Raw genomic sequence first — 22,720 nt, forward strand, 5'->3', positions numbered from 1 at the left:
ACGACAGATCGCACATGAGCTCCGATTGACACCAGGCGGCTATTTTATCGCATGCAGCAGGCACAACCGCGCACCGGAATCGACATACGACCACGCCCGGCGCACTGCCGCGAGCAGCGCGTTCTCAAGCATCGGCAAAACGACGCCGCGACTAGTGGCGCATCGATTCAGGCAGCGACAACAGCAGCGCAGTCACGTCCATGTCTTCGTCGAGTTCAGGCCAGAACAGTTGCTGCTTGTCGATAGAAATAGCGAAATGTTCGCGCTCTGAATCGGTGGCTGCGGCGAGCGTCGGAAACCAGTTCAATGGGAATTCGACGGCACGGCCGTCGGATAGGTCGAGAAACATGTGTGCACTATCGAAATGCACATCGACGGCATCAGCGCGCATGATCGCCTCCGGCAGGGTCCAATCAAACGATAGTCGCGCGATGCGCGCGCTTCAAGCGCATTGCACGGGGCCGGAACACAAAACCGCCGGCGGCGCGCCGCCTACATTTCGGGCCGCGCCAGATCGCCCTCGACGATATGCTCGCCATACACCTGCGCCGCAGCGAGCGCTTCTTCTTTCGTCGGATAGGGGCCGAGATCGGGTGCGCCGTCGAACGGAAAGAGCAGACGGCCGTCCGTCTTGCGCACCACGCGCAAGACGCCGAAAAAACGCCGGTAGCCGGCGAGCTTCGAGCCTGCGCTCACTTCGAAATCGCTTTCGCTCTTGCCGGGCACACTGGGAATGAAACCGCTCATGATGAACTTCTTGAATGCGTAACGCGCGAACAGCGCCGCCGTGCGTAAAACGCTATTTTCTCACGCTCATCGTGTGCGCTTCATGTCGGCGCGGCAGGCGCGTTTCATCTGTGCGTCGATGCATCGCCCGGACGTTCGTTAATGTACGGCGCGACATCGCGCTGCTCCAGCGCGTCGCCGAGCTTCATGCGCAGGAAACTGCTCGTCGTGTAGCGCGTCACGCCAGAGTAGAACCGCTCGACGAGCTTCACCACGGTCGCCGAATAGGTGTCGATCAGTTCCGGGTTGATCGAAAAATTGTCGTAGTTGACGATCGCCTGCGGCTTGATTTGCACGCCCGATAGCCGCGATTCGACCTGGTGCCAGATCTGGTCGATCTGCTCCTGTGTCGTGATCTGCAAGCCCTCCAGGTTCACGAAGAACATGTTCTTCTCGGCGTCGTAGTTGAAGCGCTCGTCGAGCGGCAGGCATAGCAGCATCGAACGCAAGCCCATCGGCGCCGCGCGAAAGATGCGCTCGTCCATCAGACGCGGCGGCCGTTCGATGATCGGCATGAAGCCCATCAGCGCGACGATGTCGTTCTGCACGTCGACGCCGGGCGCCACTTCCGTCAGTTCGAGCCCGCGCGGCGTCAGCGCGAACACGCAGCGCTCGGTGATATACAGCACCGGCTGCCCGCGCTTTGCCGCATACTCGCCGCTAAACGTGCGATGCTCGACTTCATCGACAAACTTCTGGCACGCGCCCTCCCGGTTGATCCTGAGGCGGCCGTCTTCGACCACGACATCCAGGTTGCCCGCGTTGAACGTGCCGACGAACACGACGCGCTTCGCGCTCTGGCTGATGTTGATGAAACCGCCCGCGCCCGCGAGCTTCGGCCCGAATTTGCTGACGTTCAGATTGCCCTGACGGTCGGCCTGCGCAAGCCCGAGAAAAGCCACGTCGAGTCCGCCGCCGTCGTAGAAGTCGAACTGATACGGCTGATCGATGATCGCCTGAGTGTTGGTCGCCGCGCCGAAATTCAGTCCGCCCGCCGGAATGCCGCCGATCACGCCGGGCTCCGTGGTCATCGTAAAGAGGTCGATCACGCCCTCTTCGTTCGCGACGCTCGCGATGCCCTCCGGCATGCCGATGCCGAGATTCACGACGCTGTTGGCCATCAACTCCATCGCCGCACGGCGCGCGATCACTTTCCGCTCGGTCAGCTCCATCGGCGGCACCGAGCTTGCGGGCACGCGCAGCTCGCTAGCGAATGCGGGGGAATACGGTTCGGCGAAGGTCTGCCAATGATGCTCGGGCCGCGCGACCACGACGCAATCGACCATGATCCCGGGAATCTTCACCTCGCGCGGGTTGAGCGTGTTGGAATCGGCCAGCCGCTCCACCTGTACGATCACGATCCCCCCTGAATTGCGCGCCGCCATCGCGATCGCGAGCGCTTCGAGCGTGAGCGCCTCGCGTTCCATCGTGATGTTGCCGTTCGCATCGGCCGTCGTGCCGCGAACGATGGCGACGTCGATCGGAAAGGTCTTGTAGAGCAGATACTCGCCGCCGTCGATCTGCATCAGCTCGACGAGCTCCTGCGTCGTCCTGCTGTTCAGCTTGCCGCCGCCGTGACGCGGATCGACGAAGGTGCCAAGGCCGATCGTCGACAGATGCCCCGGCTTGCCCGCCGCGATATCGCGAAACAGATGCGAAATGACGCCTTGCGGCAGGTTGTAGGCTTCGATGCGTCCGTCGATGGCAAGCTGTTGCAGCTTCGGCACGAGTCCCCAATGGCCGCCGATCACGCGGCGCACCAGACCTTCGTGCGCGAGATGGTTAAGGCCTTTCGACTTGCCGTCGCCCTGGCCCGCCGCGTATACCAGCGTCAGATCGAGATGCGCGTTCGACGCGTCCGGCGTGCCCAGCGCTCCCGGCCCGCCCGTCGTGGCCGCGTTCGCATCGAAAAAGCGCTCTTCGAGCGCCATCGCGACTTCCTCGGCGAAGCCGACGCCGACGAAGCCACCCGTCGCGACGGTGTCGCCGGGGCGGATCAGTTCGACCGCGGCGCGCGCGCTGACGACCTTGTTGCGCGCGACCTTGCGCTCGGCGGTGGGGAACGGGTACTGGAATACGGCGCGCATGGGGTCTCCTTGCCGGGTCTCGCCGGTGCAACGCCGTCACGGTTGCGGGTTGCGACGCGGGAAGCGCAACCGCCCGCCTTCGCGGCTTTTGCGGTGCCTGAACACGCAATTTAGCAAGCCGCGACGGGATCGTCAGCATTTATCAGCGCCCGTTCGGCGGGAGCCGGATGCGCCGGACAGGCGGTCGTTTGCAAACCGGCCGTGCGATTCCTACGTCTGATTTCCGATGCGGCGCGAAAGCTTAGGGAAGCCAGGCATATGCGCCGTGGCTGGCGGAAAGCATGCGCGTCGCATGGACAGCACGCGCTGCGCGTGCGCGTTTCGTTGCTCGCACAACAAAAAATATGGTTCTACCGTTTGAAAGCAGGCAGAATTGCCTAGCCTAAACAAAAAAAACCGGCGCGCCGTAAACGAAGGAAGCAGCGCCGTCCGCAAGCGCAGCAATAACTACCGTCAAAGCGGCTGGCCATCATGACAGGCATTTCGTTTCCCCAACCGGTCCACACACCGCGCAAAGCGCACGTGAATTCGCTCACCTGCGCGGCCGGGCTTGCGCCTGAAGCTGAATCTGAAATGGCGTTCGCGGTTGCGCCTGAAGCCGCGTCGATCGCTGCGCCGGACAGCCGCCCACGTCGCGACACATTGCGTGCGCCTCGTGAAAACGGATGCGCACGATGACGACGAATTTCCCGCTGAAGTGGCGCCGCGCGCTGCGCGGGGACGTGGCGCGCGAGTCACGCCAGGATCAGCACTTTCTGTCGCTGCTGCTCGACGCGTGGTCGGGTCGCCGCCCGGTCGGCCCCGTCGGCTTCGCGATCAGCGTCGCCACGGGAATCGGCACGGGCACGGCGAGCGTCGCGCTGCAGATGGCCTTGCACTGGCCCGCCGGCGCGCCGTTCAGCCTGAACGTCGCGGCCGGCGCGACGGCGGGTGCAATCGCGATGATCGCGACGTGCCAACGCTTCGCCGCGCAGAAATCGCGGCACGCGGCGGCGATGGCGCTCGCCAGTTCGTTCCTCGACGCGAGCCGGGATTGCGTCAAGCTGCTCGATCTGCAAGGGCATATGCTGCGCATCAACGATTACGGCGCGACGCTGATGGAAGCCACGTCGCCCGCGCAGCTCGCGGGCGCGAACTGGCTTGGCTTCTGGAAAGGCGAAGACAGCGGTGCGGCGACGGCGGCGTTCAGAAGCGCGCTCGGCGGCACACCCGCGTCGTTTCGCGGCAGTTGCACGACGACTGCGGGGCAGCCGAAGTGGTGGGACTCACAGCTGATTCCCGTCAAGGATCACAGTGGCAAGGTGGTCGCCGTCGTCTGCGCCTCGCTCGACATTTCGAACCAGACGCAGTTATTCCAGCAATTGCGCGCAAAAAGCGAGTTGATGTCGGAGATGGAAGCGCACGTGCAGCTCGTATTCTTCTCGTCTAGCGCGAATTTCGAGTTTTTCAATTACATCACGGCTGGCTCGTCGAACGTCTTCGGCATCAGCCCGGAAGAGTTCATGCGCAATCCGAACGGCTGGCTCGAACTCGTCGTGCCCGAAGACCGGACGGCGCTGTTGGCGGAAATGCAGCGCGTCACGGCCGAATCGACGGAAGGCCGCGCGCAGTACCGGATCCGCAAGGCCGACGGCGCAGTGCGCTGGCTGCGCAGCACCGGCTATCCAGTGATCGACGACAAGGGCAACGTGCTGCGCATCATCGGCATCACGGAGGACGTGACCGTCGAGCAGGAGCGCATCGCCGAACTGGACCGGCTCGCGTACACCGATTCGCTGACCGGCCTCGCGAACCGCGCCGCGCTGTTGCGCGAGATCGAAAGCCGGTGCGCGGCGGGCAGGCCGTTCGGCCTGATGTTCGTCGATCTCGACCGCTTCAAGGTGCTCAACGACACGCTCGGCCATCTCGCCGCCGATCGTCTGCTGTGCAACGTCGGCTGGATCATCCGCCGCACGCTCCCGGGCGACGCCTTCGTCGCGCGGCTGGGCGGCGACGAGTTCGCCGTGCTGATCGGCAGCGTGGTGGAAAAGCCGGGGCTCGAGGCGCTGGCACAGGCGCTGCTCGGCGGCCTCTGCGCGAACCGCCTGCAGGACAGCGACGGCGCGTTCATCACGGCGTCGATCGGCATCTCGATCTATCCGGAGCACGGCAGCGGCCACGATGCGCTGCTGTCGAGCGCGGACGTCGCGATGTACACGGCCAAAAAAAACGGGCGCAACGGCTACCAGTTCGCGGGCAAGGAAGCGGCGCGAACCATCGGCGATTTCGAGCTTGAGCGCGACGTGCCCGAAGCGCTCGCGACCAACCAGTTCTTCCTGCACTTCCAGACCATTCACGAGCCGCACTCGCTCGCCGTGCACAGCGCGGAAGCGCTGATCCGCTGGCGGCATCCCGTGCGCGGTCTGATTTCGCCCGGCGATTTCATTCCGCTGCTGGAAGAGACGGGCTTTGTCGTCGACCTCGGCGTCTGGGTGCTCGACCATGCGCTGCACCAACTGGCCGAATGGCGGCAGGCGGGCGCGATGAATCTGGGCGTGTCGGTGAACGTGTCGGCGCGGCAGCTGGGCAGCGAGCAGATCGTGTGCGACGTGGACCGCGCGCTCAAACAGCACGGCATTCCGCCCGACAAGCTCGAGATCGAGCTGACGGAGACCGCGCTGATGAAGAATCCGAAGCAGGCGCAGAAGGCGATCGTCGAGCTGAAGCAGCTCGGCGTGCGCATCGCCATCGACGATTTCGGCACCGGTTATTCGAGTCTCATGTATCTCGCCGACTTCGGGCCGCACACGCTGAAGATTGACCGGTATTTCACGTCGAAGATCGATCACGACCCGACGACGCAAACCATCGTCGAGGGCATCATCGGCCTCGCGCGCAAGCTCGGCATCAAGGTGATCGCGGAAGGCGTCGAAGAGGCGGCGCAGCTCGACATCCTGCGCCGCGTGAACTGCGACTACGTGCAAGGCTACCTGCTCAGCCGGCCGCAAGCGCCTGAAGGTCTGATGACGCGCGTGTCGTGAAGCCGGCCGCCCCGGCGTCGGCCTCGGATTCGGCGCGTCCGTCAGAACCGGTGCCGCAGACCCGCGCCGATCAGCACCTGGTTGTGGCTCGACGACGGATCGGCCGTGTTGATGACGGCCGGCGCGCCCGACGACGCGCGCTGATAGATCGCCTCCAGATACGTATCGGTGCGCTTGGACAACTGGTAGTCGGCCTGCACGCCGCCGTTGTGCCAGTGTGCGCCCGAACCCTTCGTGTACGTATAGGAGCCCGCCAGCGCGATGGTCGGCGTCAGCTGGTAGATGCCGTTGACTTCATAGTTCGAGAAGCCGATGGACGGCGCGGCATCGCCCGTATCGATGACCGTGACGCCCGTGAACGTCGAACGCGACCACGCCGCCGCCATCGTGAAATCGCCGATCGCATAGCTCACGCCGACGCCGTAGGTGTTCTGCGTCTGCACGGCGGCATCGAAGACATCGGTTGCGCTGGGCAACACGACGGCATCGTACGCGCCCACCGACGAGTTGCCGCGCCCGTTCACATGCAGATACGCCGCGCCCGCGTTGAGCGCGCCGTTCTGGTAGTTCGCGCCGAAGCTGTACGCACGGTTGTTCGCGAACTGACCGGCCGTATTGGAGAACGCATACATGCCGCCGAGCGTCAGCCCGCCGAACGACGGGCTCGCGTACTTGACGGAATTCGCCGCCAGATAGGTGTTGTTCGCGTTGTCGTTGTCGAACGGGTGCGCGAATGCTGTGCCGCCCGTGCCGCCCGTCAGCGTGAAGGGCGCAAAGTAGTCGTGGACGAGGTCGTACTGATGGCCGAACGTCAAGGTGCCGGCCTTCTCGTTGCCGAGCCCCACGTAATACGGGTGATCGTTGAACATTTCGCCCGAAGTCACCGAGAAGCCGCGCTCGAGACGAAAGATCGCGCGATTGCCGCCGCCCAGATCCTCGATGCCCTGCAAGCCCCAATAGCTGCCGTCGACGAGACCCGTGGTCGCTTTCCACTGCGAGTGCCCACCGACGTTGCTGAGATAGGCGAGGCCCGTGTCCAGCTCGCCATACATCGTGACACTGCTTTGCGCGTGCGCGCCCGTGCCGAGTGAGAGGAGTACTGCGCCCGCGGCGACCGCGGCGGCGTTCTTGTTGATCTTGTTCGCGGACATGCTTCGCTTCCCAAGGTTGAGTCGATTCGACGTCAAAGGGCGACTTTTTATAGGAACGGCAGCCACATGCGCAAGTGGTGCGCGTGAAGATTCGCGCGCACCGCCCCGGAAGCTAGATTACGAATTGCAAACGGAATCCCATTATCGAGTTCGTGCGAAACCGGTGTAAAGCGAAAACAACTCGCGCCGCGCCGGTCTTTCAAAGCGGAGGGCACACTGGCTCGACGCGGCGGGCTCCCCCGCAAAGCGTACGCTCAATGTCCACCTCGATGCGTTGTTTTCCCACGACGGCGAGCGCTCATTGAATCGAAGCGACGTCCAGCGCGAACGCGCTGCGCAAATGATCGTGCAGCGCAGCGGCTCGCGCGGCGTGAGCGGGCGTCCATTGCGGCTGCCCCTCGCATAGATACTGGAGTTCACGGCACTGCGCGGCGAACGCCGCTTCCTGCGCGACGAGGAAGCCGCCCGCGGCGCCATGCGCCCATTCGCGCAGGGCCGTCACATCCCTGCTTTCGATGATCGACGCGAGACGCGGCAGATCGGTCATCAGATAGTCCTTGAGCATCTGCATGAAGCGCGCCTTGTCGGCGGGATCGAGGGAGGGCGCGGTATCGGGCAGTGCTTGCGTGTCCGACGGCGTGCCGCGCGGGACGGGCTTGCCTCGCTCTGTTTGTGGTTCTGGTTCTGGTTCCGCGTCGGCGACGGTCGCGGCACGCGCGCTGTCTGCGTCGACGCGGTCCGCCTCGATGGCTGAGACGGATTCACTGCCACGTTCGGGACCTTCCGCTCCTTCCGCTCCTTCCGCAGCTTCCGCTCCTTCCGCCCGCGCCCGCAAGCGGAGGCCCTGCAGCGCCGTCGCCACCTGTTTCAGCGATGCCGGCTTCGGCACGAACGCAGTGAAGCCGCGCCTGCGCCATTCGTCGATCTGCTCGGCAGCCGTCACCGCGCTGAACGCCAGCACGGGCAGGTGGGGATGCGATTGCCGCAGCGCCTCGATCAGCGCGTAGCCATCCATGATGGGCATGTGGATGTCCGTCAGCACGAGATCGACGCCCGTCTGCCTCAGCAGCGCAAGCGCCTCGCGGCCGTTGTCCGCCAGTACCGGCTCACAGCCGAGCGCCGTCAATTGCTCGGTGATCAGCGTCTGGTTCAGCGGATTGTCTTCGGCGACCAGCACGCGCAATCCTTGCAGCGATGGATCGGCGGCGCGCTCGTCCCAGGCTGCTGCGGCAGGCGGCGCTTCGAACGACGGCACGCCGCCCGTCAACTGGCCGATGCACGCGAAGATCGCGTCGTGGCTGAATTCCGTCACCTCGTACACGCCGTCGGCTCGCATCGTCGGCTGATGCTGCCCGGAGCGCGTCAGCCATACGACGTCGACGGGCCGGATCGCGCGCAATGCCTTGACTGTCTCAAGGTCGTATTCGCCCGTCACGATCACGAAGCCGGGGCGACGCGCGCGCAGCCAGGCCTCCGCCGCCGCTACCGAGGCCGCGCTGCTCGCGCTCCAGCCCACGTAGGCGAGCATTTCGTCGAGCACCTTCGCGGACGCCGCTTCCTGACACAGCACGAGCGCGCTGCCACGCTGCTGCGGCGGCTCGGCGGAGGCGGCGGCCAACGCTTCGGCCGTCGGTTCGAGCGGAATCGATACGGTGAAGGCACTGCCCAGCCCCGGCACGCTCTCGACGCCGATCTTGCCGCCCATCAGTTCGCAAAGCCGCGCGCAGATGGAGAGGCCGAGGCCCGTCCCGCCATACCGGCTCGACGTGTTCGACTCCGCCTGCACGAACGGGTTGAAGATGCGCGCGACCAGCGACGAATCCATCCCGATGCCCGAGTCGATCACCCGGCACATCAGCACGGGACGGTCGTGCAAGTCGGGCTCGACATTGGCCGTCAACGTGATCTTTCCGCTCGGCGTGAACTTGAACGCGTTCGACAGCAAGTTGTTGACGATCTGCACGACCCGCGTGCGATCGCCGCGGACCGTCCGGTAAAGCGACGGAGACAGATGCGCGTAGAAGCGCAGCGGCCTGGCGGACGTAAGCGGTGCATACGACAGCGCGAGATTTTCGAGGTCTTCGATCGGCCTGAACGATTCGGGCAACAGCTTCATCTTGCCGGCGCCGATCTTCGAGAAATCGAGGATGTCGTTGACGATGTGGCGCAAACCGTCCGCAGCCGCGCCGACGGCGCGCAGACGCTGGTGATGCGCATCGAGACCGGGCGTCAGCGAAAGCAGTTCGAGATTGCCGAGCAGCGCGTTCAGCGGCGTGCGGATCTCGTGGCTCATCGCGGCGAAGAAGCTGGTCTGCGCTTTCATCATCGCTTCCGTCTCGCTCTGCGCGGCGCGAATCTGCCGTCCAAGTGCGTGGCGCACGGTGACGTCGAGAAGCGCGCAGAACAGCACGTCCTCACCCCGGTAGCGCGCCGCGCCGTAGCTGATCTGCAGGTATTGCGTATCCGGCTTGTCGGCGTCGGCGGGTTCGACGGGCAGCGCGGGGACGATGAACTCGGCGAACTTGCCCAGGCGCGATGCCCCCGCTTCGTGCGCATTGCGCTCCTTGAACGCCGCCCCGATATGCGCGGGCAGGCCGGACGGCGCATCGCCGAGATGCAGCAGTTCGCGCGCGAGCTGGTTCGACGTCAGGATGTGAAAGTCGCGCTGGCGCACGATGCACAGGCCGACGGGCGTCGCGGCGACGAGAATGTGATTGATCGTTTCGCTTTCGAGCGCGCGCACGGCCTCTTCGTTCGAGCGGCGCAGCAGCGCAAGTCCCCAGTACTTCGCCGTGAGGATGACCGCGAGCGCCGCCAGCAGTGTCACCCCGACGATCGCGCCCAGTTGCCAGCGCAACGCACCGACGATGTCGCCCCACGACAGGTGGCTCACGAGCGACGGCACCGCATTGCTCACGGGAACGGAGAACAGCACGCCGTCAAGCGAGTAACGGCTTGTATCGTGCGGAATCAGCGCGGCGCGCCGCATGAATTCGCGCGCCGTGGCCGCATCGACGGGCGGCAGTTCCTTGATCACGCCGCGCTTGCCGACCAGCATCACGAGGCCGTCGTGCGGCGAGCGCACGGGAAACGTGAAGAACTGATCGAGCGGCTTGACGATGGCGATCAGCGCAACGGGTGTATCGCCCGCATAGTGGGCGGTGATGGCCATGATCGCGGGCACGCCGAGCAACGGGTCGTGATATGGCGCCGATAATACGTAGGTGCCTTTCGCCGGTGCGCGCGCGCCCGACTGCGCGAGCAGGTTGCGCTCCATCGTTGCACGTAACTGCCCGATCAACGCGGGTGCGAGAGGCGGGGCCCCCGGGTCGTTCTGCTGTGACAGCCCAGGCATCAGCACCGCATAGTCGTCCGTCAGGCCGACCATCAGCGTGCGATACGGCACGTCGAAGGCCTCGCGGGTCACGAGCGTCGACGTGGCGACGGAAGAAAGCCGCCACAACTGCGCGTTCAGATCGTCGCCCCATGCTTTCTGTGTCGCATCGGAGACGAGCAGGTCGTAGCGCTTGTCGGCGGTCGGCGCCGAACCGGCTGCAACACCGCTCGCCCGCACCGCCTGTTCGACCTCGGGCGGCACGCTCTGGACGTCCTTCGTGGTCTCGTAGTAATCGACGGTCAGTTCAGTGCGCCTGAGAAACGACTCGGCGTTGTGGAGCGCGACCGAAAAGTTCGCGGCATCCTGCGCGCGGATGCTGCGCATATAGTCGACGTACTTGCCAATCGCGAGCCCGGCGAGCAGCGAAGCAGACACGGCGAGGATGACGAGCAGCAGCACGATCGTCGCGATATAGACACGGCGCTGCCGCCGCGCATAGCGTGAGAGCCTGGCGAAGCCCTCAGCCAGCGATTCCTGCGTGCGATCCAGAAGATTCTGCATACATTTGCGCCTCGTGCATGGCAAGGCCGCACTGAAGCCGGTTAGACCCGCGCAATTGACGGGCTTCATAGTGAGCCGGCCGTGGACCTCCACAGCCGGACGTTCGCCGAACTGACCTTGCCCAGATGCTGCGAGATCAGACCCGATATGCACCGAGTTTATTCTGTTTGCCGCCTGACGCAATCCGTCTGAAGAACACGGCTCGATCCGCGCCCTGCCTCGATAGTTGCAAGGAAACCCTAAAGCCTGAGTGGTCTCTGCCGTTAAGCCTTACAGATCGATTCGGATGCAAAGGTATCCGGCAGTTCAAGGAATGTCATGCGCAACAATCAGCCTGTAACCCAGAACGAGTACGACTACCCGCCGTCGCAGATGCTTGTGTCGGCGACCGACCTCAAAGGCAAGATCCAGTACTGCAATCCCGCCTTCATCGCCGTGTCGGGCTACGCCCGCGACGAGCTGATCGGCCAGCCGCACAACCTGATCCGCCACCCCGACATGCCCGCCGAAGCATTCGCCGACATGTGGACGACGATCCGCGCGGGACGTCCGTGGTCGGCGCTCGTCAAGAACCGCCGCAAGAACGGCGACCACTACTGGGTGCGCGCGAGCGTCACGCCCGTCGTCGAGAAAGGCACGACGGTCGGCTATCTGAGCGTGCGCGTGAAGCCGGAACGCGAACAGGTCCGCGCGGCGCAAGCGTTATACGCGAAGATGCGCGCGGGCGAAGCGCGCGGCTACCGCTTGCAACACGGCGTGGTGGTGCGCACGGGTCTCGTCGGCAAGCTGCAGGCGTTGATCCGTCTGCCCGTCGCGGTTCGCGCGACGATCGGCTACACGGTCGCGCCCGTCGCGCTGCTCGTCGCTGGTATCGCCGCGTGGGGCCGCGTGCCGCCGCTGCCGTTCTGGATCGCGTTCGGCGTAACGGCCGCGACGAGCGCCATCGCCGCGCAACTGCTGTCGCGTCATCTGGGACAGCCCGTCAACGCGATGTCGTCGTTCGCCACGCGGATGGCGGCGGGCGACCTGACCGCCGACCTCGCGATCGCCCGCCACGACGATCTCGGCGACGTGCTGCAGGCGCTCAACCAGCTGAAGGCGAATCTCGCCGCGATCGTATTCGACGTGCGTGCGCAGATCGGCGGGATGCTCGACGCTGCGCACGAGATTTCGACGGGCAACGTCGATCTCGCGCGCCGCACGGAAATGCAGGCGGCTTCGCTGGAAGAAACGGCGGCGACGATGGAGCAGCTGACGACGACCGTGCAGGCGAATGCCGACGCCACCGTCCGCGCGCTCGATCTCGCGAAGGAAGCGCAGGCGGCCGCCGCACTCGGCGGCAAGGTCACGCAGCAGGTCGAGCAGACGATGGCGGGCATCACGGAAGCGTCGAAGCGCATTGCCGATATCACGGGCGTGATCGACGGCATCGCGTTCCAGACCAACATCCTCGCGCTCAATGCCGCCGTCGAGGCGGCACGCGCAGGCGAGGCAGGCCGCTCGTTCGCCGTCGTCGCCAGCGAAGTGCGGATGCTGGCGCAGCGTTGTGCCGCGTCGGCGAAGGAAATCAAGCAGGTGGTCGATACGACGGTGAGCGAGGTGTCGCGCGGCACGGAACTGGTCGGGCGCACGACGGCGCAGATGGCGGCGATCGATGAAGCCGTCGCCCGCGTGTCGTCGCTGATCGTCGAAGTGGCGAACGCGAGCAGCGAACAGGCCGACGGCATCAGCCAGGTGAACCAGGCCGTCTCGCATCTGGACAGCGCGACGCAGCAGAACGCCGCGATGGTCGAGCAGGCTGCGGCGACGGCGCAACGGCTCGCGGAACAGGCCGACGTGCTCGACGAGGCCGTGCGTCTGTTCACGGTGGCGGACGCGGCGCCCGCGCGAACCGCGAGCAGGCCGCCGGCGCGCGCTGGCGCGGCCCTGCGCAGCCCGGCGGCGCCCGCGCACACGAATCGCGCTCACGCCGCCGAAGACGCTTTGGTCTGATGGATCATCGTTACTCCCATCTCGACAACGCGCTAATGGCCAATAAAGATACGACGGTCAGCGCCCAGGAGTGTGTGCGGGCCGGCTGACCCGAGTAACAACGGCGTTTACACAGCCCGCCCTTGATGGACGGGCTATTTTTTTGCCGCACATTCCGCACATTCCGCACATTCCGCACATTCCGCACGTCCCGTACGTCCGGGCGGCGCGCGTCGCTGAAAAGGCCGCCGCCGCGTGGCGCATCGTTCAATCGACGGCGAGCAGATCCAGTTGGCGCGGCGGCTTCGCCTGCGGGCGCTCGAGCGTCAGCAGCGCCTCCTTCCGGTGCAGTCCGCCTGCATAGCCAGTCAGGTCGCCCGCGCTCGAAATCACGCGATGACACGGCACGATGATCGAAATGGGATTGCGCCCGTTGGCCGCGCCGACCGCGCGCGACGCGGACAGCGGCAAGCCGAGGCGCTGCGCGATGCCGCCGTAGCTCGCCGTCTCGCCGTACGGAATCTTTTCGAGCTGTTCCCACACGTCGCGCTGGAACGCGCTGCCCAGCATCCGCAGCCGCACCGTGAAGCGCCGCCGCTCGCCCGCGAAGTATTCGCCGAGTTCTTCGCGCGCCTGTTGCAGAACGCGTGACGGACCGCCCGCATCGAGCGCATCGCGCGCCGCGTCCGCTGCCGGAAAATATTTCTGTCCGGCGAAGAACACGCCCGTTAACGCGTCGTCTTCAGCGCGCAGCAGAATGTCGCCCAACGGACTCGGCATTAACATGCATTGCTTCATCAGATTCTCCCGCGTTGATAGCCTTGAGCATGCAGCGACTTTATCGGAACGACGAGCGCCCCCGCTTCCCGGATCTTGCTCTAGTACACGCACGCGTCACTGCGATGACAGCCGGCGACGGTCGACTGCAAATGTGCGGAACGCGTGCAACAAATGGGTCTTCATCGCCCGCTGCAGTGACGCGGGCAATCGTCGAAAAAACCCCAGCGCCCCGCCGAAAGCCGCGCCGCCGCGTGTTCGCGGACAATGGCGCGCACCATTGCTGCATTGCGCACGGCGCGCCGGCATAATCGGAGGGTTGTGAGCGCCGCGCGACAGACGGCACGCGGCAGTGCCCTTACAATGCCTGTTCGGCAACGTTGTTCAATCACGCAAGAGGGAATTTTCGATGCGCACCACCGGGTCTTCCGGGGCAATGGCCCTGCTCACCGAGCACGACGATGCAACGGGTCGCGAACTGCGCTCGCTGCGTCTCGAATCGACAGAAGACGGTAAAGGCATTCTTCTGATCGAGGTCGATGAACGCAAGCCGGGCATCCACCGTGAAGTGCGTTATGAAATCACGCCGGCAGAACTGATTGCAGCCATCCGTGCGCATGGCGCCGAACTGCCGGGCGAACAGCACAATCACCGTCAATAATCGCAGCAGTCAGCCATAGCTTCACGACGAGCGCGCGCAGGTTCGTACGGCGAGCGCCTCTTGTTTTTCACGCAGGTGCCACCAAGTAACACCGCCCACGGAACGTCGCGCGACGCTCGCCGGGAGCACCTTGGTTTTCCTGTCGAAGATCGAGGCAACAAGCGCTTTTCCCGCATTTCAGCATTACGTGACGCATCGCACCCCTTGCTTGCACGTGGTCAAAATGCGTCCATAATCGTTTAGTCCATCCCAGACGTTTTCGGGCCCGAAATGGCCCCGAAAGTAAGCCGATGCTACATGATCTCGTCGAGCAGTACGGGCCTGCCATCGTATTCGTCAACGTGCTCGCCGCGTCGATCGGGTTGCCCGTGCCCGCAATGCCTTCTCTCGTGCTATTTGGCGCGATGGCCGCGATGCATCCCGGTTCGGTCGGCACGCAGGTGCTGCCCGTGCTCGTTCTCGCCGTGTTCGCCACGCTGATCGGCGACAGCGCGTGGTTCGCGGCAGGCCGCATCTACGGCGGAAACACGCTGAAGACGCTGTGCAAGCTGTCGCTTTCGCGCGATACGTGCGTGAAAAAGACGGAACGCTTCTTTGGCCGATGGGGCGTGCGCGTGCTCGCCGTGGCGAAATTCGTACCAGGGCTCTCGATCGTCTCCATTCCTATGGCGGGCGCGATGGGCACGCCGTACCGCACGTTCCTCGCCTATGACAGCATCGGCGCGACGCTCTGGTCCGGCCTCGGGCTCGTGCTCGGCGTCGTGTTCGCACAGCAGATCGACATGCTGTTCGCCGGCGCAAGCCGCCTCGGCAAGATGACGGCCGTCGTCGTCGCGGTGCTGCTGGCCATCTACTGCGCGTACCGCTGGTATCGGCGCCGCCAACTCATCAAGAAGCTCGCCACCGCGCGCATGGACGTCGACGAACTGAACACCCTGATGCTCGACAAGCGCTCGCCCGTCCTGTTCGACATCCGCTCGCAGGAAAAGCGCACGCTCGATCCATTCGTGATTCCCGGCTCGGTATTCGCCGACGAACGCCAGCTCGACGAAATCGTCGCGAAGTATCCGCACGACCAGAAGCTCGTGATCTATTGCTCGTGTCCGAACGAAGTGTCGGCGGCATGGATGGCGAAGCAATTGACGGAAGCAGGCTTCGCGGACGTGCTGCCGTTGCGTGGCGGCCTCGATGCGTGGCGCGACGCGGGAGGCCAGCTCGAGCCACTCGCCGAAGAGCCCGAACCGACCGTCGCCGTCGGCATTACGCCGAAAACAGTCTGAACCGACATTGGCTGTGGCCGGCGCGGGCGCGCAGCACAGCACAGCAAGGAGCGAATTCGATGGGTGTAACGCGAGAGGGTGAAGAGGCGCAACGCGCCGTCACCAACGAGGCGCCGTTCTCGACGTTGTCGACGCGGCGTCATCAGATGTTCCCCGAACTTCAGCTGGAGGAAATCAAGCGGCTGTGCAGGTTCGGCGAACGTCGCCACTTCGACACGGGCGAATTGCTGTTCCGCACGGGCGAGACGGGGCCGGGCATGTTCGTGCTGCTGTCGGGCTCGGTCAAGGTCTATCAGCGCGACGGCCTTGGGCGCGAACTGCTCGTCAACGAACACCACAAGGGCTCGTTCCTCGCTGAAGTCGGCCAGCTGTCGGGCAAGCCGGCGCTCGTTGACGGCCTGGCGCTGGAGCCCGTCGAAGCACTGCTGGTTTCGCCGGAGCGCCTGCGCGCGCTGATCGTCGCGGAAGCCGAACTCGGCGAGCGCATCATGCGCGCGCTGATCCTGCGCCGCGTTTCGCTGATCGAGAAGGGCGCGGGCGGGCCGATCCTCATCGGCAAGAGCAACGACCGGCGGCTGGTGTCGCTGCAAGGCTTCCTGTCGCGCAACGGCCATCCGCATACGGTGCTCGACGAGCGCGACGAAGACGGGCTGCGTATCGTCGAACAGTTCGCCGCCGGCCCGGAAGACATGCCGCTCGTCATCTGTCCCGATGGCTCGGTGCTCCGTCATCCGAGCGACCCCGAACTGGCGACCTGTCTCGGCCTGATACCCGATCTCGACTCGGAATACGTGTACGACGTGGCGATCGTCGGCGCGGGCCCGGCGGGACTGGCGACGGCCGTGTATGCGGCGTCGGAGGGCCTGTCGGTGATCGTGCTCGACAGCCGCGCGCCCGGCGGTCAGGCGGGCGCCAGCTCGCGCATCGAGAACTATCTCGGCTTTCCCACGGGCATTTCCGGCCAGGCGCTCGCGGGCCGCGCGTTCGTGCAGGCGCAGAAGTTCGGCGCGCACGTCGCGATTCCCGTGAAGGTGAAGCATCTGCACTGCGAGGAGCGTCCGTACCGGCTCGAACTGGCTTGCCAGGGGAGCATCCGCGCGCAGGCAATCGTGATCGCGAGCGGCGCGGTGTACCGTCGCCCCGAGATCGACGGCCTCGAACGCTTCGACGGCCGCGGCATCTACTACTGGGCGTCGCCCGTCGAGGCAAAGCTGTGCAAGCGAGAAGAGATCGTGCTCGTCGGCGGGGGCAATTCGGCGGGCCAGGGCATCGTCTATCTTGCGTCGCACGCGAAGCACATCCACGTCCTGATCCGCCGCAGCGGCTTCGAGGCGACGATGTCACGCTATCTGATCGACCGGATCGCGTCGCTGCCGAATGTGACCGTCTATCCGGGCACCGAGATCGGCTGGCTCGAAGGCAACGATGGCGGGCTCACCCAGGTCGGCTTGAAGCATCCATGCGCCGACGGGCGCGACCGTTTCGATTCGCGCCACCTGTTCCTGTTCACGGGCGCTGATCCGAATACGGACTGGCTGCGCACATGCGGCGTCGAACTCGACCCGAAGGGCTTCGTGATCACGGGCGCCAATTCGGCCTGCGATCTGACGACCTCCGTCGAGGGCGTATACGCAATCGGCGATGCGCGCGCCGGATCGACGAAGCGGGTTGCCGCTGCAGTCGGCGAAGGCGCGCAGGTCGTCGCGCAAATCCATCAGATGCTCGCCGAACGCGCGGGCGAGTCGGTCGCGCTCGGCGCCTGATTCTTCCTTTTCGTTATTCTTCGCTGCACCGCCCGCGCCTTTCACGGCGCGGGCCGGCCGCCCTCGTGCCCGCCTTTCATGCCGCTTACCGGTTGTTACATTAGCGACCGTCTGCTTGCACCTGTGATTCTTTCTGCTTCGTAAGATTAAGTCAGCATTCAGTCAGATTGGCTTCACGATCAGCAATTGACTTGCATGGAACGCGAGTAAGGAGAACAGCATGATCAAACATGCGATGGTGTTGGTGGCTTTCGGTTTAGCCGCTGCGTGCGCAACGACGGCGGCATCTGCGCATGTCGGCGTTGGCGTGTATCTGGGGCCGCCCGTCTACGCCGCGCCCCCCGTCGTCTATGCGCCGCCGCCCGTGATCTACGCGCCGCCGCCGGCCGTCTACTACGGTTACGGCTATGGCGGATACCCGCGCGGCTACTGGGGCGGCGGTCCGCGCTGGCACGATCACGGCCATCATCGCGGCTGGGAAGGCCGTCACCACCACGGCCGCTGGTAGTACGCGCGAGGACGCGACTTCACGCATCGTTTGAAGATGCAGCGCGTCCGTGCGTTGGTTGCGATCAAGTTACAGTAGCGGAAAGTCCGGCATCGCGAATCGCCGTGCCGGACATCCCAGGTCGGGCGTTGTCTGTGCGTCGTCTGTGCGTCGTTCGCGGCTCGTTCGACCAATAACCGACTGCATTGCCGCAACGCTACCAGCGTGACAACACTTCCCCTTTCTGCCGCCCGCACCCTGCACCTCGCCGCCCAAGGCCTGCTCGCCCCGCCGCGCCGCAAGGCGACCAAAGCCGATGTGCTCGACGCCATCCGGCAGATGGCGCAGCTGCAGATCGACACGATTCACGTCGTCGCGCGCAGCCCGTATCTCGTGCTGTTCAGCCGCCTTGGCCCGTATCAGCCGCAATGGCTCGACGAGCATCTCGCGGAAGGCAAGCTCTTCGAGTACTGGTCGCACGAAGCGTGCTTTTTGCCGATCGAGGATTACGGGCTGATGCGCCACCGCATGCTCGATCCCACCGACATGGGCTGGAAATACGCCGCCAGCTGGCACGACCAGTACCGCACCGAGATCGACGATCTGCTCGCGCATATCCGCGCGACGGGACCCGTGCGCTCGGCGGATTTCGCGCGCGAAGCGGGCAAGAGCAACGGCTGGTGGGACTGGAAACCCGAAAAGCGGCATCTCGAAGTGCTGTTTGCGATCGGCGAACTGATGGTCGCCGAGCGGCGCAATTTTCAACGCGTCTACGATGTGACGGAGCGCGTGTTGCCGCACTGGAACGACGCGCGCGACCTTCAGCCCGCCGATCTCGTCGCGAAAGAACTGCTGCGGCGCAGTTGCCGCGCGCTCGCGGTCGTGCGCGCGGACTGGGTCGCCGACTACTACCGCATGCCGCGTCGTCCCTACACCGACGCGCTGCATCAGCTTGCCGATGAAGGCGAACTGATGCCGGTGCGGGTCGAAGGCTGGAAGCAGGACACGTTCGTGCACCGCGACTTCGCGCCGATGATCGACGATGCGTCGAACGGCCAGCTTGCATCGACGGTCACGACGCTGCTCTCGCCATTCGATCCCGTCGTCTGGGACCGCAAGCGCGTTGCCGCGCTGTTCGATTTCGATTACGTGATCGAGTGCTATGTGCCCGCCGAGAAGCGCAAATACGGTTACTACGTGCTGCCGATCCTGAGTCGCGGCAAGCTGATCGGACGCGTCGATGCGAAGGCGCATCGCGCGAGCGGCGTGTTCGAACTGAGGGCGCTGCACCTCGAGCCCGGCGTGCGCGTGAGCGGCCGCCTGACCGCCGATTTGCGGCGCGCGCTGCAACGTTGCGCCGACTGGCACGGCACACCGCAACTGGAAATCACGTCGGCGCCCGATGGACTCGCCGCCGCGCTCGCCGCTGGCGAGTGAAACCCACTGCGCAAACCGACCGCAATCAGTGCAACGCGGTCCACGCGAGCGACAGCGAAAACATGCCGAGCACGATCGACGCCGCGCGCTGCATCTTCACTGGATCGAGCCATGTGAGCCTGCCGCTGCCGAGCGCCGCGCCGAACGCGATCCACGCAAGCGCGATGGGCACGAGCAGGCACGCGAACAGCGACATCGCGAACGCATAAGTCGCCGCGCTTTCGAATGCGATGGGCGGAAATATCGTCCCCGCAAACAGCAGCGCCTTCGGATTCAGCAGCGTCGCGACGAATAGCGCGCGTGGCCCGTTGGCGGGTTGCTCCGAGTCGGGCAACGCGACAGCCGCGCGCCACATATCGACGGCGAGGTATGCAATGTAGAGACCGCTCGCGATGCGCAACACGGAAGGCAGCCACGGCAACGTATGCGCCGCGTGCGCGAGAAAGCGGCCCCATGCGGAAATCGACACGAGATAGCCGGCCAGCTCCGCGCCGATCAGCGGCAACGAACGGCGCGCGCCGTGCCGCATGCCAGCGGCGGCGAGAAGCGTATTCGTGGGACCGGGCGTAATCAGCACGACGATGATGCCGAGCGCGAGCAACGCCGTAGCGGACGAAGAAAGCATCAGGAGAAAATGGGGCGTATCGGAACGAGCGCCCTTTGTATCACAGCGGATCGCGGCATCGTCGAATTGTGTGACCGAATGCGCGCGCATGCGGCCCGCGAAACAGCGCCACCTGCATGCCGCGTAACACTCACTCAGCGATCGAGCTTGACCCGCAGTTCGCGCGCCGTTTCGAGCAGACCTTCGTAGCCAGAACGCGCATGCTCCGGCAGGTCCGGATCGCCGACCAGCGCACCGAGCGTTTCGATCAGGCTGTACAGAATGCCGCGCGCCGCGCTCGCGGCAATATTGCCCGACGACACCATCTCATGCACGTGTGACACGGCTGCGTCGAGGTGTTCGAGGTCCGGCTGTTCGCCAGCTTTCTGCCTGTCCGGATCGTCGGGCATCATGGTGATCCGTCGCTCCTGTTGTGGCTCGGTGAAGGAAACGGTTCTGCCCTTATATATATACCGATCACGCGCAGCCGTCCATTCGCACAGACCGCATGAACCGGCCGCGCTATCTGTTCGACTCGCGCCCATTGCCAAGGGTTCACGACGCGTTCAAGGCGTCCAGCGGTACATCAGGATCTTCGCGCGCGCATCGTCTTCGAGCAGCACGACGTACTCGCCGTTGTCGCGCCGCATGGCGCTGATGCCGAGATACACATCGACCCATCCCGTCGTGTTGCCGACGGCCGCGCCCGGCGTCATATAGCCGACCATGTGCCCCGAACGCGCGTCGTACACATCGACCTTCGGCGTATACAACTCGGCGACGAAAATATAGTTGCCCGCCACGGCCATGCCGACAGGCGTCACCTGCGGATTGTCCGTCGCATTCCACGGCAGCGCGATCGTGTAGACGGGTGTGGGTGCGCCGGAACTCCAGTTGTCGTAGCGCACGAGAATGCGGCCCGCCTCCTTCCAGTGCGTCGCATCCCACGGCAGGCTGCTCGTGTAGCCCGACACGTACATCGTGTCCGTTTCCGCGACATAGACGATGCGCGCGACGCGATTGAACGGCGCGGGCATCGGAAACATCTTCGAACTCGCGTACGTGTAGACGGGATTGCCGGCGCTGTCGAAGCCCTGCAACGGCATTTCGCGGATGCCGCTCGCGGGCGTCGCGAGCCACACGTTGCCCGCCGCATCGACCCACCAGAAGCCGTTGCCGACAGTGCTGCCCGTCGATGGATTGCCCGTGATCTCGCTCGCGTCCACGCGGCCATCGCCGTTCGCATCGCGCCACATCCATTCGCCGTAGGCCGGCTGTCCGCCCGGCCAGGTGCCCGGCAACGGATTTTGCGCGAAGAGCCCGGACGGTATCGCAACCTCGTCGTGCGCGGCATCGAAGCGATAGACGTTCAGGTAGTGCGCGCCCGGATCAAGCGTGAAGAGATACGGCCGGCCGTTGATCCGCCGCACCATCGGCTCGCCGCGCACGCCGCGCGGCTGATGGAACGTGGGGTCGTCGGGGAAATCGAAGCGGTCGAGCGTAAAGCCCGCATTCTTCCATTCGCGGCCAGGCGGCTGCGAATAGTCCATCGTGAAGCGCCTCGCGCCGGTGTAGACGATGTCGGGCGTCGCGGGATCGAAGGCGGCGCTATCGACGAAAGTCAGCCCCTGCAGCCGCCAGTTGAAGCCGCGCGTCGCGAAGGTGTAGCTTTCGAGCACCGCGCCTTGCCCGACCGTCGACGACGCAAGCGGACGCGGTCCTTCGCCGTTCTGCGCGACATAGAAGTTTCCCAGCTGATCGAAGCCGATGCCCGTGATGCCGTTGAAGCGCCAGTTGCCGGGCGTGCCTCTCGGCTCGTGGAAGATGCCGTACAACGTGCCGAGCGCGCCTGTCATGCGGGTCGCGCCGTTTGACGTCTTGTCGAAGATCAGCACTTGCTGCTTCGTACCGTTGTCCGCGATGAAAATCTGTCCCGAAGGCGAAACGGCGATGTCGGTCGGCACGGTGCCGGCCGGCAACTCAAGCGCGCCCGCGAGCGGCACGCCCGCCGGCGAATAGTGCAGCACGCGAGGATTGCCCGTGCCGAAGCCGCTCATCACCCAGACGGACGCGTCTGTGTCGATCGCGATGCGCCCCGGCGCCGCGATGCTCCACGAGCGCACACGCCGCATCGTGTTCGCGTCGTAGACGATGATCTGATTGCCGTAGGTGTCGGACGCGTATAGTTCCGTGTCCGTCGCCGCGAGTCCGCGGATGCCCGCATCCGTGCCCGTCGCGACCGCGTTCACGCGCAGGAAGCTGTTCTTTGTCGCGTTCGCGCTGTTGCCGATGCCGCTGTCGAACGGCGCGCCGGCCGCGATGTTCGCGACGCTGCGGCGCGTGATGCCGAACCACGTTTGCCCGCCCGGCGGATAGTCGGCGCCGACCAACGCGTTGTTCCGATTGCCGATCGACATCGCCGCATAGACATAGGTGTGATTCGACGTGATCGCATCGCCGCCCGCCGCGCCCCAACCATGCGTCGCGCCGCCGACGGCGAGTTTGTCGCCGTTTTTATATGCGCCGATTTCGCTTCCGCTTTCATCCCATGGCGAATTGGTGAATACGGTTCCATCCGGCGCGACGTTAATCGCCTGAATGTCCTGTTGCATCCATTTGCCATCGCCGAATCCGAAACTGTTGCCTATCCATGATGTCGTATAGGTCAATTGCGAGTGCGCGGCAACGTCAATGGGAATAAGGCTGCCGAGCGCGATCAGCGCGGCAGCCAGACGGGTCGAGGCTTTCACGGTCGTATCCTTGCAAGAAGCAGAAGCGTCGGCATTTGCAGACAATTC

16 protein-coding genes are annotated in these 22,720 nt (G+C 64.9%); 7 read left to right on the forward strand and 9 right to left on the reverse strand.

Features of this window, described 5'->3' with window-relative positions; all coding sequences use genetic code 11:
• Positions 1-151: 151 nt before the first annotated feature.
• The 3 genes from J8I87_RS24010 to J8I87_RS24020 form a co-directional block, all read right to left on the reverse strand.
• Entirely contained in the window at positions 152-391 is a 240-nt protein-coding gene (locus J8I87_RS24010) for a DUF2442 domain-containing protein (protein ID WP_209934467.1), read from the reverse strand.
• 101 nt (positions 392-492) lie between these two features.
• Positions 493-747 carry a DUF6723 family protein gene (locus J8I87_RS24015; RefSeq protein WP_209934468.1) on the reverse strand — a complete coding sequence of 85 codons (255 nt, stop codon included), beginning with the start codon at positions 745-747 and terminating at the stop codon, positions 493-495.
• Between the two features lie 104 nt (positions 748-851).
• Positions 852-2,873: an acyl CoA:acetate/3-ketoacid CoA transferase gene (locus J8I87_RS24020; protein WP_209934469.1), complete on the reverse strand. Its 2,022-nt coding sequence runs from the start codon at positions 2,871-2,873 to the stop codon at positions 852-854.
• A gap of 674 nt (positions 2,874-3,547) precedes the next feature.
• On the opposite strand from J8I87_RS24020, the gene J8I87_RS24025 reads away from it, so the two are divergent.
• Positions 3,548-5,893 carry an EAL domain-containing protein gene (locus J8I87_RS24025; RefSeq protein ID WP_209934470.1) on the forward strand — a complete coding sequence of 782 codons (2,346 nt, stop codon included), beginning with the start codon at positions 3,548-3,550 and terminating at the stop codon, positions 5,891-5,893.
• Positions 5,894-5,934: 41 nt separating this feature from the next.
• Here the strand turns inward: J8I87_RS24025 and J8I87_RS24030 are convergent, their stop codons facing one another.
• Entirely contained in the window at positions 5,935-7,044 is a 1,110-nt protein-coding gene (locus J8I87_RS24030) for a porin (protein ID WP_209934472.1), read from the reverse strand.
• A gap of 298 nt (positions 7,045-7,342) precedes the next feature.
• Complete coding sequence (locus J8I87_RS24035) at positions 7,343-10,942, reverse strand: ATP-binding protein (protein WP_209934473.1); 3,600 nt, start codon at positions 10,940-10,942, stop codon at positions 7,343-7,345.
• Positions 10,943-11,260: 318 nt separating this feature from the next.
• On the opposite strand from J8I87_RS24035, the gene J8I87_RS24040 reads away from it, so the two are divergent.
• Positions 11,261-12,934: a PAS domain-containing methyl-accepting chemotaxis protein gene (locus J8I87_RS24040; protein WP_209934474.1), complete on the forward strand. Its 1,674-nt coding sequence runs from the start codon at positions 11,261-11,263 to the stop codon at positions 12,932-12,934.
• Positions 12,935-13,180: 246 nt separating this feature from the next.
• On the opposite strand, the gene J8I87_RS24045 is transcribed toward J8I87_RS24040, so the two are convergent.
• Positions 13,181-13,711: a methylated-DNA--[protein]-cysteine S-methyltransferase gene (locus tag J8I87_RS24045; protein WP_245254117.1), complete on the reverse strand. Its 531-nt coding sequence runs from the start codon at positions 13,709-13,711 to the stop codon at positions 13,181-13,183.
• A gap of 388 nt (positions 13,712-14,099) precedes the next feature.
• On the opposite strand from J8I87_RS24045, the gene J8I87_RS24050 reads away from it, so the two are divergent.
• The 5 genes from J8I87_RS24050 to J8I87_RS24070 all read left to right on the forward strand — a co-directional run bounded on the left by J8I87_RS24050 (position 14,100) and on the right by J8I87_RS24070 (position 19,318).
• Positions 14,100-14,351, forward strand: a complete 252-nt coding sequence (locus J8I87_RS24050) for a hypothetical protein (RefSeq protein WP_012403560.1) — start codon at positions 14,100-14,102, stop codon at positions 14,349-14,351.
• 290 nt (positions 14,352-14,641) lie between these two features.
• Positions 14,642-15,631, forward strand: a complete 990-nt coding sequence (locus tag J8I87_RS24055; RefSeq protein ID WP_209934475.1) for a DedA family protein/thiosulfate sulfurtransferase GlpE — start codon at positions 14,642-14,644, stop codon at positions 15,629-15,631.
• Between the two features lie 59 nt (positions 15,632-15,690).
• A complete protein-coding gene (locus J8I87_RS24060) occupies positions 15,691-17,394 on the forward strand; it encodes an FAD-dependent oxidoreductase (RefSeq protein ID WP_209934476.1) in 1,704 nt (567 codons plus the stop codon).
• Between the two features lie 220 nt (positions 17,395-17,614).
• Entirely contained in the window at positions 17,615-17,902 is a 288-nt protein-coding gene (locus tag J8I87_RS24065; RefSeq protein ID WP_209934478.1) for a hypothetical protein, read from the forward strand.
• A 204-nt stretch (positions 17,903-18,106) separates the two neighbouring features.
• Positions 18,107-19,318, forward strand: a complete 1,212-nt coding sequence (locus J8I87_RS24070; RefSeq protein ID WP_209934479.1) for a winged helix-turn-helix domain-containing protein — start codon at positions 18,107-18,109, stop codon at positions 19,316-19,318.
• A 25-nt stretch (positions 19,319-19,343) separates the two neighbouring features.
• Here the strand turns inward: J8I87_RS24070 and J8I87_RS24075 are convergent, their stop codons facing one another.
• The 3 genes from J8I87_RS24075 to J8I87_RS24085 all read right to left on the reverse strand — a co-directional run bounded on the left by J8I87_RS24075 (position 19,344) and on the right by J8I87_RS24085 (position 22,672).
• A complete protein-coding gene (locus tag J8I87_RS24075) occupies positions 19,344-19,943 on the reverse strand; it encodes a LysE family translocator (protein ID WP_209934512.1) in 600 nt (199 codons plus the stop codon).
• 134 nt (positions 19,944-20,077) lie between these two features.
• A complete protein-coding gene (locus tag J8I87_RS24080; RefSeq protein ID WP_209934480.1) occupies positions 20,078-20,335 on the reverse strand; it encodes a hypothetical protein in 258 nt (85 codons plus the stop codon).
• 153 nt (positions 20,336-20,488) lie between these two features.
• Complete coding sequence (locus tag J8I87_RS24085; RefSeq protein WP_209934481.1) at positions 20,489-22,672, reverse strand: hypothetical protein; 2,184 nt, start codon at positions 22,670-22,672, stop codon at positions 20,489-20,491.
• Between the last annotated feature and the right edge of the window lie 48 nt (positions 22,673-22,720).

This window comes from Paraburkholderia sp. LEh10, from assembly GCF_017814945.1.
Classification (GTDB): Bacteria; Pseudomonadota; Gammaproteobacteria; order Burkholderiales; family Burkholderiaceae; genus Paraburkholderia.

What these genes read in the sequence shown, in the direction of transcription:
- J8I87_RS24060 (WP_209934476.1), top strand. Translation starts at nt 15,691, where the DNA reads ATGGGTGTAACGCGAGAGGGTGAAGAGGCGCAACGCGCCGTCACCAAC.
- J8I87_RS24035 (WP_209934473.1), bottom strand. Translation starts at nt 10,942, where the DNA reads ATGCAGAATCTTCTGGATCGCACGCAGGAATCGCTGGCTGAGGGCTTC.
- J8I87_RS24040 (WP_209934474.1), top strand. Translation starts at nt 11,261, where the DNA reads ATGCGCAACAATCAGCCTGTAACCCAGAACGAGTACGACTACCCGCCG.
- J8I87_RS24015 (WP_209934468.1), bottom strand. Translation starts at nt 747, where the DNA reads ATGAGCGGTTTCATTCCCAGTGTGCCCGGCAAGAGCGAAAGCGATTTC.
- J8I87_RS24065 (WP_209934478.1), top strand. Translation starts at nt 17,615, where the DNA reads ATGATCAAACATGCGATGGTGTTGGTGGCTTTCGGTTTAGCCGCTGCG.
- J8I87_RS24045 (WP_245254117.1), bottom strand. Translation starts at nt 13,711, where the DNA reads ATGAAGCAATGCATGTTAATGCCGAGTCCGTTGGGCGACATTCTGCTG.
- J8I87_RS24080 (WP_209934480.1), bottom strand. Translation starts at nt 20,335, where the DNA reads ATGATGCCCGACGATCCGGACAGGCAGAAAGCTGGCGAACAGCCGGAC.
- J8I87_RS24010 (WP_209934467.1), bottom strand. Translation starts at nt 391, where the DNA reads ATGCGCGCTGATGCCGTCGATGTGCATTTCGATAGTGCACACATGTTT.
- J8I87_RS24020 (WP_209934469.1), bottom strand. Translation starts at nt 2,873, where the DNA reads ATGCGCGCCGTATTCCAGTACCCGTTCCCCACCGCCGAGCGCAAGGTC.
- J8I87_RS24050 (WP_012403560.1), top strand. Translation starts at nt 14,100, where the DNA reads ATGCGCACCACCGGGTCTTCCGGGGCAATGGCCCTGCTCACCGAGCAC.
- J8I87_RS24030 (WP_209934472.1), bottom strand. Translation starts at nt 7,044, where the DNA reads ATGTCCGCGAACAAGATCAACAAGAACGCCGCCGCGGTCGCCGCGGGC.
- J8I87_RS24025 (WP_209934470.1), top strand. Translation starts at nt 3,548, where the DNA reads ATGACGACGAATTTCCCGCTGAAGTGGCGCCGCGCGCTGCGCGGGGAC.
- J8I87_RS24075 (WP_209934512.1), bottom strand. Translation starts at nt 19,943, where the DNA reads ATGCTTTCTTCGTCCGCTACGGCGTTGCTCGCGCTCGGCATCATCGTC.
- J8I87_RS24055 (WP_209934475.1), top strand. Translation starts at nt 14,642, where the DNA reads ATGCTACATGATCTCGTCGAGCAGTACGGGCCTGCCATCGTATTCGTC.